The following is a 16,721-nucleotide window of genomic DNA, read 5'->3' on the forward strand; positions in this document are numbered from 1 at the left end:
ACACCTCGCTTAATATAATATATTAATTAGTTTTACTATCCCATATCAAAGCAAGTTTGAAGTTATAAGCGTCAGGTAATACAGGAGTATCAGGAGAACCATCTGATGTTTGAATATAAAAGGTAACAGAAGGATTAGTTCCGTTTCCATAAAATATATCGAAACCTATATACTCGGTATACGGAGTAGCTAAGTCTTTATATGCTTGTACGAAAGGTAAGTTTTTTTGTACTTCATAAATGCTCCCATCCGGAGCTTCTTCATTTACAAAGACAGTTGCGGCAATTGTGCCAAATTCATACAATCTCTCATCTATCTCTTTTACGCTTATAGTCGCTTCATAGCGATTGTAAACGTCATTCCATCCCCATTGATTCTTTTCAACCTTAAAATCTTTTGTTTTAACTTCCGAACCTACATAATATTGTTCGGTAATATCGTCTCCACAACCCGTTAATCCGGTAATGCCAAATACAGCCAAAAGAGAGATAACTAAATACTTGTATAGCCTTGTTCTCATATAATAGTTTTTTATGATTGTTAAAAATACAGCTTCTATTTTAATTAAACAATAAAAGCTCACCTTTTGTTAATATCCGCTAATGGATATTATTTTTTTTAACGCATCGTCTTCGCTTGTTTCAGATAAGTTTATCCAGTGAATTTCTTTATCTCTCTTGAACCATGTGATTTGTTTGCGAGAGTAAATGCGTGTGCTTTGTTTTATCTTTTCGATAGCAAAATCAAGAGTCCATTCGCCATCCAGATATTTGAACAACTCTTTATATCCGACCGTATTTAATGCATTGAGGTGCCGTTGTGGATAAAAACGTCCGGCTTCTTCTAGCAGCCCCGAAGAAATCATTTCATCTACACGATTGTTTATCCTTTCGTACAATTCGGCTCTGTCGCGTGTCAATCCTATTTTTATAATTTCGAACGGACGTTCTTTTTTTGTTTGTGTTCGGAATGATGAATAAGGCTTGCCCGTCATCAGGCAAACTTCCAAAGCGTGAATCACACGCTTATAATTCTTTAGGTCTACTTCATTATAAAAATCAGGGTCTAGTACTTTCAATTGTGCCCGTATCGGTTCCAGTCCTTCTCGTTCGTACAATTCATAGACCTCTTTGCGGAGACTCTCGTCTATTGTGGGTACATCGTCGATGCCATTGCAGAGAGCATCTATATACATCATAGAACCGCCAGTGGCTATAAGTACATCGTGCGATTTATGAAGATCTTCTATTATAGTCAGGGCATCACGCTCAAATTCGCTGGCACTATAGTAGTCGGTAACATCAAGCATACCAACAAGGTGATGTACAACACGATCTTTTTGAGCTGTAGTCGGCGCAGCTGTGCCGACTTCAAGTCCTTTGAAAAATTGTCGGGAATCGGCTGATATGATAGGCGACAGATAGTGCTCAGCCAAGTTGAGACTTAGTGCTGTTTTCCCCACTCCTGTGGGGCCAAGCAGTACTATCAGGCGTTTCATTAATATTCTTCGTCGCTAGGCAACTGAACATCGTCTAATCCGTCAAAGCCTTCGGCATCCAGTTCGTCCATGTCGTATCCTTCGTCGCCATAGAAAGTCTCACCCGTATCCAACGATGTAGAACTTGCAGCAATTGTTTCGAAGTCAACAAACTGAGTAGGAGGGTTTCCTGTAGATTTAGTGCATATGGCCTGCTCGAGGTTTTTTCCTGTAATGATTTCTCGTAGTTCCATAAAGAATGCACGCTCTGTCATATAATCAAATACGTACATCAATTTTTGTCTTTCATCTTCCAGAAAATCGTTCAGGATAGATTCTTCCATTGTATACGAATCTTCGTCCGAACTTGTATCCATTTCCACAAGGGTGATTTCTTGTTCTTTTTCCCAGTCGTCAGAGCAGATAAAGAATGAAGTCATCTCACCGTCTTTATAATCTACCGACTTAATAATTGCCTGATGCAGATCAAGAAAAGTATTATCTGCATCTATTTGAATCTCACGCTTGAAGTCTTCAACTTCATCTGATAAAAGTAAAAAACGGAATATCATTTTAATTTATGCTTATTTATTTCTGCTTCAAAAATAATAATTTTTTACAACATTTCTGCAAAATAAATGCAGGGATAGGAAAGTAGAATTACTTTATAACTTTCATTCATTTTTTATCAAAACTTTCCGCCTGTCCACTATGCTCGGGATTTCGTTTTCATAATGAGTGACATAGATTAGCGACTTGTTTGAATCACAATACCTTTCAAGGATTTCTTTTACTCTTCTTTTATTAATAATATCCAGTCCATGAAGCGGTTCGTCGAGTATAAGAAGATCGGGATTTTTTACGAACACCCGGGCTAACAATATCAGGCGTTGCTCTCCCGAAGATACATTCAGAAAAGATACATCTTTGAGATGTTCCACTCTGAAAAGCTTCATCCATTCCAGAGCTACGACCTCTTGTTCTGTGTCGCACTTTCTGTATAAACCGATAGTGTCGAAAAAGCCTGATCCAACAACATCGAGACATCTCACATTCTTTAGATAGTAAAGATGCATCTCGGGAGATATGTATCCAATCCGCTTTTTTATATCCCAGATGCTTTCACCTGTACCCCTTTTACGGTCAAATAACGTTATGTCATTTGCATAGGCTTGCGGATTATCACCGCATATCAAGCTCAATAAGGTTGATTTGCCCGCCCCATTGGCTCCAAGCAGAGCCCATTTTTCACCTCGTTTGATTTCCCAATCCAGATCTTTTAATATTGTTCGTTGTCCGTATCGGATATGAATGTTTTTTAGAATAGCGGTATTCTCATAAGTCTTGGTCTCTTCATCGTTAGATGCTTTCTTAAGTGTCTCCAGTCCTTCGATATCGACAGAGGGGAATAATGAAGTTACAAACTCTTTATCTTCCTCAAAAGCCATGCGAGACATCGGTTGATGTATCTGTTTGTCTTTAATCGGCAGAATATGGGTAACCATATCCGGTATATCGTTAGGGTTGGATAAGATCAATACAATCTGTAGATTATCGAGTTCGGATAAACGGGTGAGCAGGTCATTCAAAACTTTTCGGGATGACGTATCGAGTCCGATAAACGGGTTGTCGAGTATCAAGATGCGAGGTCTCGATAAAAGAGAGCGCACAATCAAAAATTTGCGGAGCTCACCACTCGATAGAAGATTAACCTCTTTATTCATCAGATCTTCTATTCTGAACCACTCTACCAATGTATTCAACCATGTTTGATCGACATTCTGTACCAAATCTTTTGTTAGAGGTATTTCTTGCTCATCTCCCTTATTCCACCGTTGTTGGTAGTAGCTGTTCTGTGTATCAATAATGCTGTATATATCCCTGAAGGCAACACTTTTTACAACAGATGATACGGATAGATTTGCCCCGGATTCATCAGCACTAATAATTTCACCCTCTTTAAGTGCATATTTACCCAATAATATATCTACCAAGAGCGTTTTACCTCCGCCATTTGGACCAATAACTGCCCAGTGTTCGTTTTCTTTAATCATCCAGTTTACGGGATGATTAAATCTTAAACTATCAATGCGAGGAGTCGCTCCTTTTATTTCAATTACAATCTTTTTATCCATAAGTAAGAAATAAGTTACAAAGATAATGAAAGTCGTATGTCGGTGCTTGCAGTATTCCGGAATAAAGAATTAATATCAAGCATTTTATTCAAAAAAGAGAGGGAATTTATCTCATTTTTTACATTTCATAAATCTTTTCTTAAAATATTTCCTATAATATAAGAAATATATTAAATTTGTCAATTAATACAAACAAAATAGATATTTACCTTAACACCAAGTATATCATTATGAAACTAAGACTTCTACTGTCATTTATGCTTTTAGGGCTATTTGTATTTCCCGTAAAAGCTCAAAATGCAACTACCACATCTACGTCGAATGATCCGGCTGTGCAATTAATCAGTGATGATCGTGTAACAATATTGAGGGGAGATACTCCGGGGCAAACTGTAGTATTGTCAAATGCTGCTACCAATAGGAGAAAGTATTTTGGTTGTCCGGACAGTATACCATCACTGTGCGCGCCAGTAAAAGATGCTCCTCCGATAGAGGCGGAGACCAGACCTATCAAAAATCCCGACCCGGTTGTAGCACCTGTGAAAAAAGATCCTTTCTTTTTGCCTAACCCTGTCTTTTTCCGTATAAATAAATATGTGATAGATGCATCCGAATGGTCTAAAATTGAGTTGGCTGTGAATTATTTGAACGAGCATCCCGGTTCGACTGTTGTCGTAACAGGATATGCAGATAAGAAAACAGGTACTGCTAAAATAAATATGAAGCTATCGGAACAACGTTCTAATGAAGTGGCAAAAGCTTTGGAAACAAAATATGGTATTGCCAAAAATAGAATATCAGTGAACTGGAAAGGTGATGGATTGCAGCCGTTCGAACTCGAAAACGATAAAAACCGTGCTGTGTTATTCTTGATAAATCCGTAGATAAAATATAAAACATGAAAAATAAGCGGAAACTTAATTTCCGCTTATTTTTTTATGTATTGATCCTGAATAAATCTCAATTGTTTTTCCAACATAGAAACCCGGGTCATCTCGTATCCTGCTTTCTGTACTTCTATTATCGGTCGTGTATAGATATACTCGATCTCTAAAGGACGATGAGCATCAAAATCAAGTTTCATACTTGGTGAATACGGTTTCATTTGTTGCGTCATAACCAGCATCTCATCGGCATAGGATTCTGGTATGGTAAATCTTCCTTGTCCTACGTGATTAGCACCACGTATCACGTCGAGCATCATCTCTTTCAATAGCTGTGCAGTTGACGGATGATTCATCAGTATATCTGTTTCTGTATTCAATACAACGGTCATGCCATTATACGGAATGTTCCAAACAAGCTTCATCCACCGTGCTAACTCAAGTTCCAGAATATTTGATTCTATTCCTGCTCGTTTGAAATCGGAGCACACCTGTTCCAACACATTAGAATCTCTACAAGAGTAAGATCCCAAATTGAGTTTTCCATAATCAAAATGCCCTATATGCCCGCTCCCGATCTTACTAGAGCAGATAAAAGCCAAACCACCTGCAATTTGTAATTCAGGAAAAGCTTCTTGTAGATCAGCTTCCAGCCCCAATCCATTTTGTATCAATATTACTACTGTGTCTTGATGTAAGAGGGGAGGGAGTAGCTCTTTTAAGAGGTTGTTGTTTGTTGATTTCAATGCAACCAAAACAACATCACACGCAGGCATGTCTTTCGTATTGCTATAAGCCAGAACATTCGATAAGTGAAAGCTTCCGTTAGTAGAATCAATCTGTAGTCCATGATTCTTTACATAGTCATAATCTGAATGAAACAAGAAGTGTACTTCGTGCCCTGAGTGAGCTAAGTTTCCGCCATAATATCCGCCTATAGCTCCGGTTCCTATTACTGCATATTTTAGAGACATATATTACTTTTTTATTATAAAGGTATAATTTTATGTTTCTCCATTTACGGAGATGTCGTATAATTTATTCTTTGTTATATTTACTTTAATAGACCAATAATATTCTCCACCGTCATTTACCGTTATCACAGCATCGTTTAGATAAGCTGTATTTATAAAACGGTCATTTTTATATAGAAAGTTAATCCAAATGATTTTGTCTCCATTTTTATTGATAAATCCTACATATTGCCTTAAATAACGATTTAGGTTCTTTGTTATAAAGTCTGAATGGGCAGGTTCTTTTCTCTTTATATAAACAATGCTGTCCGTCAAGATTTTCTCAGTATATCTTACATCATCTAGTGTTGGGGTGTAACGCTCTTTTTGTTCATTAAAATTATGCCAAGTAGATGATTCTTTATCTATTATCCCACCATGAATAATCTTTCTCTCATTCATATAAATTACTTCAAGGTAGTTTTTATCTGCTAGTATTTGATAATTAAATGTTTTATTTTTTATCTCTGTCTGTTGTGTATTCTTATGAGGAGTACCTAAAAAGCCAATAATAATGATATTACATTCTCCCAAAATCCCGTTATAAAATGATATATCGACTATATTGTCTGAAATACAAATGGTATCAACGAGTTTTTTTGTTTTGGCTATTATAATATCGTTCTTCTGCGAGTTTAGTCCGGTGTTACTTAACCATTGTATGGTAATATCTTCATTGTTTATTTCTTTAATTACGGTGGGACAACTTCTTGTTGATGGTGTGCATCCATGGACGCAAGTGATGCTAAATAAGATTAGAAAATATTTTGTCATAATATTAGGCCTTATATCATGCAATATTACAAAAAAAGCGACTACCATGAGGTAGTCGCTTTCCATATATTTATAAAGATTATTAGTCTTTAAATTTAGCTGATAAGAATTCGCGGTTGAGGCGAGCAATATTGCTAATAGAAATGTTCTTAGGACATTCTACTTCACATGCACCTGTATTGGTACAGTTTCCGAATCCTAGTTCGTCCATTTTAGCCACCATTGCTTTAGCACGGCGAGCACCTTCTACACGTCCTTGAGGAAGAAGTGCCAACTGGCTCACTTTCGCAGAAAGGAAGAGCATAGCCGAACCGTTCTTACAAGCAGCAACACAAGCTCCACATCCGATACAAGAAGCTGAATCCATTGCTTCATCAGCATCTACCTTAGGAATAGGAATAGCATTGGCATCAGGTATACCTCCGGTATTTACACTTACGTATCCACCAGCCTGAATGATTTTATCGAAAGCATTACGATCTACCATCAAGTCGCGAATAACAGGGAACCCTGCTGAACGCCATGGCTCGATAGTAATAGTTTCGCCATCTTTAAATTTACGCATGTGCAACTGGCAAGTTGTAATGTCTTCATCCGGTCCGTGTGGATGTCCGTTTACGTAAAGACTACACATACCGCAAATACCTTCACGACAGTCGTGGTCAAATACTACCGGCTCTTTTCCTTGGTTTATAAGATTTTCATTCAGAATATCAAGCATCTCAAGAAATGAACTATCTACTGAAATACCATCAAGTGAATATGTCTCAAAAGCCCCTTTTACTTGTGGGCCTCTTTGACGCCAAACTTTTAATGTTATATTTATTAGTTTTTCCATTGTCGTTTATTTTATGCCTTGTAATTACGTTGTTGTCTTACTATAAACTCATAGTCTAGTGGCTCTTTTACAAGCTCAGGAGCTGAATCTTCGCCCTGATATTTCCAACATGCAACATAAGAGTAATTTTCATCGTCGCGCATCGCTTCCCCTTCAGGAGTTTGGTATTCTTCACGGAAGTGACCACCACACGATTCGTTACGATTCAATCCGTCATAAGCCATTAATAAACCGATTTCGATGAAGTCTGCCAAGCGTAGAGCTTTTTCCAACTCTGTATTCAGGTCATTGGCTTCGCCCGGTATAAGAACATTCGACCAGAATTCTTTTTTAACAGCTTTCAGTTCTTCGATTGCTTTCTCAAGAGATTCTTTTGTACGTGCCATACCTACAAAATCCCACATGATAAGACCCAATTGTTTGTGGATAGAGTCAACAGAACGTTTTCCTTTTATAGCCATCAGTTTAGCTATCTTCTCTTTGATTTCATTTTCTACTTCCGCAAATTCAGGAAGGTCTGTGCTGAAACGAGGTACAGTAATCTGATCGGCAAGATAATTCTGAATAGTATATGGTAATACGAAATAACCATCGGCTAGTCCCTGCATCAATGCTGATGCGCCAAGACGGTTTGCTCCGTGGTCAGAGAAGTTAGCTTCTCCCAGTGCAAACAAACCTTTGATAGAGGTCATCAACTCATAATCAACCCAGATACCACCCATTGTATAGTGGATAGCCGGATAAATCATCATCGGTGTTTCGTATGGGTTTTCGTCAACGATTTTGTCATACATCTGGAACAAGTTACCGTATTTAGCTTCTACTACGTTGCGGCCAAGACGTTTGATAGCATCGCTAAAGTCAAGATATACGGCAAGACCTGTAGATCCTACTCCATATCCTGCATCACATCTTTCTTTTGCTGCACGAGATGCAACGTCGCGTGGTACAAGGTTACCGAAAGCCGGATAACGTCTTTCCAAATAATAGTCTCTGTCTTCTTCTGCAATCTGAGTTGGTTTTAATTTACCTGCACGGATTGCTTCGGCATCTTCTTTTTTCTTTGGTACCCATATACGTCCGTCGTTACGAAGAGATTCTGACATCAATGTCAATTTCGACTGGAACTCTCCATGAACAGGAATACATGTTGGGTGAATTTGAGCATAACAAGGATTTGCGAAGTATGCTCCCTTTTTGTATGCTTGGATAGCTGCCGATCCGTTAGAACCCATTGCGTTAGTAGAAAGGAAAAATGCATTTCCGTATCCACCTGTTGCTATTACTACAGCATGTGCCGCAAAACGTTCTAGTTTACCTGTTACAAGGTTGCGTGCAATAATACCACGTGCACGGCCATCGATCATAACAACGTCGACCATTTCGTAACGGGTATAAAGCTTCACGCTTCCCTTTTGCACCTGACGGCTCAGAGCCGAGTATGCACCTAATAACAATTGCTGTCCGGTTTGTCCTTTAGCATAAAAAGTACGGGATACCTGAGCTCCACCGAATGAACGGTTGTCAAGTAAGCCGCCGTATTCGCGAGCAAAAGGAACTCCCTGAGCTACGCATTGGTCGATGATGCTATTCGATACTTCAGCAAGACGATATACATTCGCCTCGCGAGCACGGTAGTCACCACCTTTGATTGTATCATAAAATAGACGGTATACAGAGTCGCCGTCGTTTTGATAATTCTTTGCTGCATTTATACCTCCCTGTGCTGCGATAGAGTGTGCACGGCGAGGAGAGTCCTGGATACAGAAGTTCAGTACATTGAAGCCCACCTCACCAAGTGATGCTGCTGCTGAAGCTCCTGCAAGACCTGTACCCACGATAATAACGTCAAGGCGACGTTTGTTAGCAGGGTTCACCAGTTTCTGGTGGTCTTTATAGTTGGTCCACTTGTCTGCTAATGGCCCATCAGGTATTTTTGAATCTTTTTTTGGATCTAGTATAGTACTCATATCTGTTTTTCTTTTAATCAATTAACAAAAATAATCAGTGCCTAAACAAATGGGCAAAAAGTAGCTCTTGCGTAGAAGTAAATAGTTACAAATGCAAACGCAAGACAAATAATAGTAGCAACTACTTGTCCAATTACTTTCCAGCGATTCATCCATACGCGATTGTTCCAGCCGATGGTATGAACTGCACTCCAAAATCCGTGAGATAGGTGAAACCATAATGCTACATACCATATCAAATACGCTGCAACAATCCATTCTTTGCTGAAATAGTATTTGATAAAAGCAGCTCCATCTTGTGGAGATACTGTAGCATCGCCTAATTCTACATGATGATGTCCCATTAGTTCGGCAAACATCATTTTATACCAGAACTGGCTGAAATGTAGTACTAGGAATCCAATTACGATTACTCCCAAAACAAACATGTTCTGAGATGCCCATTGCACGTTTTTAGGGCGTACATTTACTGCATAACGATCATTACCGCGAGCTTTGCGATTTTGTAGGGTTAAGATAAGTGCATAAATGAAGTGAACTGCAACAAGTCCTCCTAAGACGGCAGTACCTGCCACAGCATACCAGTTAGCACCAAGAAGGGCACAAATGGTGTTGTAGGCCTCTTCCGAAAACACCGCCGTTACATTCATCGCCGCGTGAAACAGCAAGAATAAGACAAGAGCGATACCTGAGATACTCATGATCAACTTCTTGCCAATAGAAGATTTAAGTAACCAACTCATAAATCAAATCTGTTTTTAGTTATTTAGAATAGTTAATTTTAGATGTATTGATCGTTGACTATGATAGAAAAAAAACATGCGTAATCGCTTTTTTCTATTACCCTGCAAAAGTAGGTTAAATAAAGGTATTTTCAAAGTAAAAGCAAGAGCTTTTTAATCAAAAAGCAAAAACTGTAATTACTATATGAACATATCCGATTTCATTTATTGACCTATATTATACGTATTTAAGGTTGATATAGCATAAAGCTATAAATACACTCTGTTCTTATAAATATAGTCTTTTTATAGAAAGAGCCAAAATCTATGAGTTTTATTCTGTATGGCTCTTGTCGGTATGTTTTTAGTATTGATAACATTCTAAAAAAACGTATAAAAGAATGGCATAGTAGCTTATTGTAGAATAATTTTATTTGCGAATGTCTTGAAACCCTTATTCACAGATGAACTATTTCTTTCGTAATTTGTTTTATTTATAGTGATAATGACCTGTTTGGAGACTATAGCATAATTTACGAGATGTAATTCTTGTTAAATTTGTTTAAATAATCTGTATTTTTGCATCTTTCTGGCTTTTTATGCATCTAATAAGTAAATAAGCACAAATAATACCAATAATGAAAACTTCCAGGCCTTTTACAATGTCATACGCATTGATTCCTACTGCTTTATTGTTAACATCAGTAGGCATTCTAAATTTTGATTCGGATAAAGTACTTGGATTCGCTTGTTTTGCTGCCTCTCTTATTCTTCTTGTTGTATCTCTGGTACAAATAGTAAAGGATAAAATCAGAGAGTCGAATCAAAAATTTACATAAATAATTGAGCCAACTCGTAAACTTGTTTGGCTGACTTGTCCCACGAATATTTTTTTATTTGTAGTAAACCCTTTTCTTGTAATTCTTTTCGCAGCGGTTCATCAACCAACAACTGTTCTATTTTTTCGGTAATATCTTCTACATTGTAAGGATCTACGTATAATGCTGCATCTTGGCTTACTTCGCGTAAGGCAGGTATATCTGAATTGATAACCGGACAGCCGTATGTCATCGATTCTAATGGCGGCAAGCCAAAGCCTTCGTACAACGAGGGGTATACAGATAATAAAGCATTCTGATACATGGTCTGTAATTTCTCATCGGGTATATAGCCCGGAAGATGTACATTTTCCCCGATTAGTTTTTGTAGATCAGGTGTATTGAAGGCTTTGAACGACATACCTATAATATATAGTTTCACCGACTTGTCTTTTATTTTGTCAAAGGCTTCTACAAGTCTTATAAAGTTTTTGCGGGGGTCCATCGATGATACTGCCAGAATATATCTTTCCGCTTCGGGATTGCGAGTGAAACTCAATATTTCCTCCTTACTTGGCTTATTATGAAACGGTACGTTGCTATGTACTACATGTATCTTTTCGGCATTTATACCCAAAGTATCCACTATTTCTTTCTTCGAAAATTCACTGACGGTAAGTACTGCATGTGCTTTTTTTCCGATGCGAGGCATCATGTAATGGTAGAAACGGTAATAATTTTTAGAGAACCATTCGGGGTAACGCTCATGCGATACGTCGTGGATGGTCATGATTTGATTGCTGTAATTTATTGGACCACAGCCTGTAAAGCTTATTAGCAATGGGCTGCCAATACGCTTCAGATAGCGAGGTAGGGATATCTGCTCCCAGAGATGTGTATTCAAAGAACCACATTTCACCACCTTGAAACTGAACTTATAATCCGGATGGATTTCATTCGGAACAGCTACATGAAAATCGACACCCATTTCATGAAGTTTGTTACATATCTCGAAAGCATATCGATGTACGCCTGTTGCTTTTTGTGTCAAGTATCTTCCGTTAACTACAAACATATTATGTCAATTTTTGGGTAACCAATCTTTGTTTTGTTCTACAAATATATTCACTAAACTTTCCAGTTGGTGTATCTTATCATCGATATTGGATGAGTTAAGTTCATATTCCGGATTATAAATATTTTCGAGTACTTTGTCTGTCAATGCCGGAGAGAAGTGTGTAACGTCCGAATAGTTATTCAGATCGGTAATTTCATTCATGTTGAAAAAGAACATCAATCGTGCATTGTTGCATGTTTTTAAGGACTGTTCCAGGTGATATATGAAATCGATGAACTGGTCGTAATACCCACTTTCTTTGGTATGATACCAGTATAGAGCCGAGTATGGAGACAAAACAATTGTATATTGAATATCTTTATGATCGTCTATAGCCATATTTTCCAGTAATGAAGCAAGTTTGCTGTGCATGCGTTCCTTCATTCCATCCAGTCGCTGTATCGATACTGTTTGTCCACTTAAGTAAAGATTCTTTACATGATCGGCATTATAATAGTTCAAATAACTGTTGTTCCCTATTTGATCTATTTCTGTTTTCATCACATATTCTACGGGTATCTGTTCTTTACTTTTCAGATATAGAGGTAGTATCAGGTCGATGGGTAAGAAGCGTATGCATGCTTCATATCCATATAGATACTGTAGCTTGTTGATAGGCCTGTCTTCGTATAGGAATCGCGGATAACGGACTTCTTCAAAGCCGAGATTGAACTGAGGAATGTCAAAGTTTATAATGAATGATTTTACACTATCTTTTTTGACTAACGAGTATAGATATTTCATCTCTTCGTTGTTCATTCCTCCGCTTGATAACTTAACAGGTTTAACAGAAGGATTATTCTTTTTGAGGATAGATATATCATAATTCTGTACCATCGATGATCCGAGTACAACAGTATTGTAGTCGTAGTTGCGTGCGAGTCCTCCATTTTGCAGCCATGGACTCAGAAAATAGCGTCCATCTTCATTGACTCTGAACTGGAAAAATGGATCAACAATATAAGTAAGACAGCCCACGCCTAGCAGCATTACAATAGAGGCTATTGTAAATACACTAAGGAATTTTTTGAATGAGTTTTTATTCTCTATCTTATTCATAGGCTAGAAGTTGAAATAAATAAACGCACCTACTCTCGAGAAATGAATTACCGACACCGTGAACAGCAAGGCAATAACCATCGCGTTTTTTACTGTCGGTTTGAATTCATTGTACTTATCTATACTGTTCTTAGGGTATAAAAACACCAATGTAGTCAAAATAGACAGGATAGCCAATACATATATCACAGCCATAGAGTCGGGATATGTTATGCTCGTGTTGTAAGCCATGTGGGCTATACCACTGAAGCTGAAACTCTCAGGAGCGAACATATTTTTAAGAACGGTCAGAGCTATGTCGAATGTCGGTGAACGGAATAATACCCATGCCGCATTTACAAACATAAATGTGAAGAATATCCGTATGAGGTTGGGAATTTTCTCCAGATACTTCATGAATAGCCTCTCAAATATGCGTACTACCCCGTGTGCAATACCCCATACGATGAAAGTCCAAGATGCGCCATGCCAAATACCACTGACAAAAAATACGGCAAACAGATTGAAGCATGTACGGGCAAGACCTTTGCGATTTCCACCCAGCGGATAATATATCAGTACGGCCAGGGATCGACCTAATGTGATGTGCCACCGTTTCCAAAACTCAGTTATACTTACAGACTTGTATGGAGAATAGAAGTTGACCGGAAGGTTGATGTTCATCATCTTGGCCAATCCTATTGCCATATCGGAATATCCGCTAAAGTCGAAATATATCTGAAACGAATAAGACAGGGCGGTCAGCCACGAGGTTGCAAAACCAAGCTTTTCGGGCGATAGGTATGAGTAAAATACAAAATTGTCGAGCGTATCGGCTATTACGGCTTTCTTGAAAAGACCGATAACAAAGATGAAAAGTCCGGCTGAAAAGTTCTTTGCATTGAAAAAACGATTTTCCTCATCCAGATATTGATGCAGCACATCTTTAAGAAACACTATAGGTCCCGCTACTAACTGAGGAAAGAATACGATGAACAATGTATAATCCCAAAAGTTTGGTACTTTTTCTTCACGTTTTAAGACGCTGATAAGAAAAGCTATTTGTTGGAATGTGAAAAAGCTGATGCCGATGGGCAGCATGATATGTTTTATTACAAACTGCGTGTCGAAGGCATAGTTGATGTTTTCCAGAAAGAAATTGGAATATTTATAATAGCCTAATAGCACAACATTGAATATCACACCTATTGTAAATACTATTTTACGTGTAGGAGGCCTCGCTATATTCTGCACGCCGATTGCAACAGAGTAGTTGACTATCACAGAAGACATAATCAAAGCTATATACCAGAGATGTTCGAATCCTTGAAAAAATATAGCTCCATAAAATATCAGTGATGCTACGATCAAAAATATTTGCTGGAATCTGCGGCTTACATAACGTGCCATCCCGAAGTATAGCAAGAGTACTAGCGGCAGATAAATAAATACAAAACTGTATGTAGAGAATATCATATATTAAGTATTCTACTGTTATATATCTTTATAGGTTTTACCACTATACCAACTTCTTTTCACTAATAACTTACTTAATCCGATCCAAAACTTCATTTTGAATCTGTTCCAACTTTTGTTATTGCTTTTTGTTTCGGTAAAGTAATCATCGTTGGCAATGATATTAAAATAGCGTTTCTTTTGCTCCATTCCTCCCTTCAGATACTCAATATGATGCGTAACTGTTTTTGATTTGGGAAAGACATAAAAACGTCCCTCTTTGATGTTTGGTATATAAGGGTATTTGTATTTCACATAACTGGGAACATGCACAGGTGTATTTTCCTTTATCCACAGATAACCTGCATTTGTATCTCTCAAGAAGTTGGATATATGACATTCGGGAAAAAGTTCAAAATCAAAGATTCCCGAATTTTTGATAATATATTGTGTCTTGATAATTGCAAAATCTGTAGCTAAGGCATAGTATTTGTCATACCAGTCGGCACTGGCCCAAACTGCAAAATCAGATTTGTCAAGTAAGCTTGTATATTTAGAGATAATACGATCACCGTACATCCATGTGTCAGCTTCGAGGATAAGGGTGTATTTGCAGTCCGATGGAATATATTTAATACCTTCCATTAGTAATTGCGAATTGCCTCGCCTATGTCCTGCGTTCTCCTCCAGTATTACGAGCTTGTCGATGAGCGGTAACGAATCGGGAGTGACCTCATAGCCATTGTTCTTGCCATTGCTGACAACAATTGTATAATAATCATTTTCCTTCCATGTCTCAGATATGATCCGAAGATTATGTTTCAAATCTTCAATCCTGTCATATACACGTATCAGAATTGCTACTTTCATCTAGTTTTATTTAGTATACCAGGTTTCTAATCCCTTTTTTGTAAAAGTGTATGGTTGTATCTGCGCGTCCAATCCTTGTAAAGCTTTAGCTACGGAAAAACGTGTATTTCTCGGACAATAGAAAAACACATATCCTCCACCTCCGGCCCCCGATATTTTGCCTCCTGTGGCTCCGGCGGATATGGCTGTATTGTATAGTTCTTCGAAAAGCGGAGTGGAAATTCCGTCCGCCATGTCTCGTTTGTAAGTCCATCCCCGATGCAAAACATCTCCTATTTCGTCCAGATTATTTTTCAGAATAGCTTCCTTTATTTCATAAGACTGTTTTTTTATCTGATGCATTGCTTCTATTGACCTTTCTTGATGATCTTTAACATTCTTTTGTTGCTTTTCGATGATATCTCCCGAATTTCTACTCGAGTTGGTGTAGCAAAGCAACAAGTTGTTAGATAGCTCATTGATTATTTCGTTGCGGATGCGTAGAGGATTTACAATCACTTTGTCATCTGCATAGAATTCCATAAAGTTAAACCCTCCGAATGCTGCGGCATACTGATCTTGTTTTCCTCCTGCTTGCTTTAGGTCTATTCGTTCTATCTGATATGCCAGATATGCCAGGTCGTAATCGCCCAAAGGCAAAGAGAGCCATTCGGTATATGCACCCAATATAGCAATGGCTAGGGTAGAGGATGTTCCTAGTCCCGAGCCAAAAGGAACTTCGAGAGCACAGGTCAGCGTAAAAGATAAAGGCTTTTTTATAAAGTCTTTGATTACCCTGTTGTATATACCTTTCATCAAATCGGCTTTATCGTTGGCGATAGGTAGTTCGATCGCAGAATCGAAAATATATTCCTCATTTGTTTGTGGAATACGGAATACAATTTTGTTGTCGGTGCGAGGTTCAATATTTGCGAATGCATACAAATTTATAGTTGCATTCAATATACATCCTCCATACAAATCCGAGTATGGAGATACATCGGTTCCTCCACCTGCTAATCCTAATCGGAATGGGGCTTTACTTCTTATTATCATGACTTGATATTTTAAAATATCTTGAGCAGACTATCTGCAAACTTATATAGATTTTTGTAATGTGCGTTAATGTTCTCGTATATTTTATGACCTTCGGGATATTTATCACCCACTAGTATTGTGTACATTCCCACTTTGTTGCCGAATTCAATGTCTGACATGCTATTGCCTACCATAATTGAATTTTCGAACTCTATTTCGGGGAAATCAGTAAGTGCTTTAAAAGCCATTCCCACATTGGGTTTTCTGTTTATAGAGTCAGATGTCAGATCAGTACAATAATATATTCGATCTATATGTCCGCCCGAAGTTTCTATCTGGGATAGCATATAGCTATGTACTTCTTCCAAGTCGGATATGCTCATCTTGCCACGGCCAACTCCACGCTGATTGGTGACAATGAAAATGCGTTCGAATCTAGAAGATAAGATTCTGATAGCCTGTAAAGTTTTGTCTATAAATACAAATTCTGGTATATTCTTGACATAATCGCTGGGGCGTTCTACATTAATAACGCCATCTCTATCAAGAAATAAATACTTGTATTTGTCTAAATTTTGTTTGTCCATCTTAAT

Annotated in this window: 17 protein-coding genes; 2 read left to right on the plus strand and 15 right to left on the minus strand. The window is 37.9% G+C overall.

The annotated features are described in order from the left end of the window. Positions 1 to 22: 22 nt before the first annotated feature. From E4T88_RS07705 to E4T88_RS07720, 4 genes are all read right to left on the minus strand, one after another. Positions 23 to 520 (minus strand): hypothetical protein, encoded by a 498-nt coding sequence (locus tag E4T88_RS07705; RefSeq protein WP_135104881.1) that lies wholly within the window; start codon positions 518 to 520, stop codon positions 23 to 25. 69 nt (positions 521 to 589) lie between these two features. Beyond that, positions 590 to 1,498, minus strand: coding sequence for a tRNA (adenosine(37)-N6)-dimethylallyltransferase MiaA (miaA, locus tag E4T88_RS07710; protein ID WP_135104882.1), 909 nt, complete (start codon positions 1,496 to 1,498; stop codon positions 590 to 592). Continuing rightward, positions 1,498 to 2,049, minus strand: a complete 552-nt coding sequence (locus E4T88_RS07715) for an IS1096 element passenger TnpR family protein (RefSeq protein ID WP_006843218.1) — start codon at positions 2,047 to 2,049, stop codon at positions 1,498 to 1,500. The genes miaA and E4T88_RS07715 overlap by 1 nt, the downstream gene beginning before the upstream one ends. Positions 2,050 to 2,151: 102 nt before the next feature. Continuing rightward, positions 2,152 to 3,612 carry an ATP-binding cassette domain-containing protein gene (locus tag E4T88_RS07720; RefSeq protein WP_135104883.1) on the minus strand — a complete coding sequence of 487 codons (1,461 nt, stop codon included), beginning with the start codon at positions 3,610 to 3,612 and terminating at the stop codon, positions 2,152 to 2,154. A gap of 230 nt (positions 3,613 to 3,842) precedes the next feature. Between E4T88_RS07720 and E4T88_RS07725 the strand changes: the two genes are divergently transcribed. After that, positions 3,843 to 4,496, plus strand: coding sequence for an OmpA family protein (locus tag E4T88_RS07725; protein WP_135104884.1), 654 nt, complete (start codon positions 3,843 to 3,845; stop codon positions 4,494 to 4,496). A gap of 44 nt (positions 4,497 to 4,540) precedes the next feature. Here E4T88_RS07725 and E4T88_RS07730 read toward each other — a convergent pair whose 3' ends face one another. Genes E4T88_RS07730 through E4T88_RS07750 form a run of 5 tightly spaced genes read right to left on the minus strand, consistent with a single transcriptional unit; the run spans position 4,541 to position 9,834 of the window. Continuing rightward, positions 4,541 to 5,470 (minus strand): putative 2-dehydropantoate 2-reductase, encoded by a 930-nt coding sequence (locus E4T88_RS07730; protein ID WP_135104885.1) that lies wholly within the window; start codon positions 5,468 to 5,470, stop codon positions 4,541 to 4,543. Positions 5,471 to 5,500: 30 nt separating this feature from the next. After that, positions 5,501 to 6,349 (minus strand): hypothetical protein, encoded by an 849-nt coding sequence (locus E4T88_RS07735; protein WP_228093815.1) that lies wholly within the window; start codon positions 6,347 to 6,349, stop codon positions 5,501 to 5,503. A gap of 16 nt (positions 6,350 to 6,365) precedes the next feature. Next, a complete protein-coding gene (locus tag E4T88_RS07740) occupies positions 6,366 to 7,121 on the minus strand; it encodes a succinate dehydrogenase/fumarate reductase iron-sulfur subunit (RefSeq protein WP_135104886.1) in 756 nt (251 codons plus the stop codon). 11 nt (positions 7,122 to 7,132) lie between these two features. Continuing rightward, positions 7,133 to 9,091 carry a fumarate reductase/succinate dehydrogenase flavoprotein subunit gene (locus E4T88_RS07745; RefSeq protein ID WP_135104887.1) on the minus strand — a complete coding sequence of 653 codons (1,959 nt, stop codon included), beginning with the start codon at positions 9,089 to 9,091 and terminating at the stop codon, positions 7,133 to 7,135. A gap of 41 nt (positions 9,092 to 9,132) precedes the next feature. Then, positions 9,133 to 9,834 carry a succinate dehydrogenase cytochrome b subunit gene (locus tag E4T88_RS07750; protein ID WP_135104888.1) on the minus strand — a complete coding sequence of 234 codons (702 nt, stop codon included), beginning with the start codon at positions 9,832 to 9,834 and terminating at the stop codon, positions 9,133 to 9,135. 617 nt (positions 9,835 to 10,451) lie between these two features. Between E4T88_RS07750 and E4T88_RS07755 the strand changes: the two genes are divergently transcribed. Then, complete coding sequence (locus tag E4T88_RS07755) at positions 10,452 to 10,652, plus strand: hypothetical protein (RefSeq protein ID WP_006843210.1); 201 nt, start codon at positions 10,452 to 10,454, stop codon at positions 10,650 to 10,652. Here the strand turns inward: E4T88_RS07755 and E4T88_RS07760 are convergent. From E4T88_RS07760 to E4T88_RS07785, 6 genes are read right to left on the minus strand one after another with little or no spacing between them, the layout of a single operon-like run. Further along, a complete protein-coding gene (locus tag E4T88_RS07760) occupies positions 10,645 to 11,706 on the minus strand; it encodes a glycosyltransferase family 4 protein (protein ID WP_135104889.1) in 1,062 nt (353 codons plus the stop codon). The two genes, E4T88_RS07755 and E4T88_RS07760, sit on opposite strands and share 8 nt — an antisense overlap. 6 nt (positions 11,707 to 11,712) lie before the next feature. Then, positions 11,713 to 12,807, minus strand: a complete 1,095-nt coding sequence (locus E4T88_RS07765) for a hypothetical protein (RefSeq protein ID WP_135104890.1) — start codon at positions 12,805 to 12,807, stop codon at positions 11,713 to 11,715. A 3-nt stretch (positions 12,808 to 12,810) separates the two neighbouring features. Continuing rightward, positions 12,811 to 14,262, minus strand: a complete 1,452-nt coding sequence (locus E4T88_RS07770; RefSeq protein ID WP_135104891.1) for an MBOAT family O-acyltransferase — start codon at positions 14,260 to 14,262, stop codon at positions 12,811 to 12,813. An 18-nt stretch (positions 14,263 to 14,280) separates the two neighbouring features. Then, positions 14,281 to 15,111 carry a hypothetical protein gene (locus tag E4T88_RS07775; protein ID WP_135104892.1) on the minus strand — a complete coding sequence of 277 codons (831 nt, stop codon included), beginning with the start codon at positions 15,109 to 15,111 and terminating at the stop codon, positions 14,281 to 14,283. A gap of 6 nt (positions 15,112 to 15,117) precedes the next feature. Then, positions 15,118 to 16,146 carry a GHMP family kinase ATP-binding protein gene (locus tag E4T88_RS07780; protein ID WP_135104893.1) on the minus strand — a complete coding sequence of 343 codons (1,029 nt, stop codon included), beginning with the start codon at positions 16,144 to 16,146 and terminating at the stop codon, positions 15,118 to 15,120. A gap of 11 nt (positions 16,147 to 16,157) precedes the next feature. Beyond that, positions 16,158 to 16,715: a D-glycero-alpha-D-manno-heptose-1,7-bisphosphate 7-phosphatase gene (locus E4T88_RS07785; RefSeq protein ID WP_135104894.1), complete on the minus strand. Its 558-nt coding sequence runs from the start codon at positions 16,713 to 16,715 to the stop codon at positions 16,158 to 16,160. Positions 16,716 to 16,721: the final 6 nt, after the last annotated feature.

The organism is Dysgonomonas mossii (genome assembly GCF_004569505.1).
In the GTDB taxonomy this organism is placed as follows: domain Bacteria; phylum Bacteroidota; class Bacteroidia; order Bacteroidales; family Dysgonomonadaceae; genus Dysgonomonas.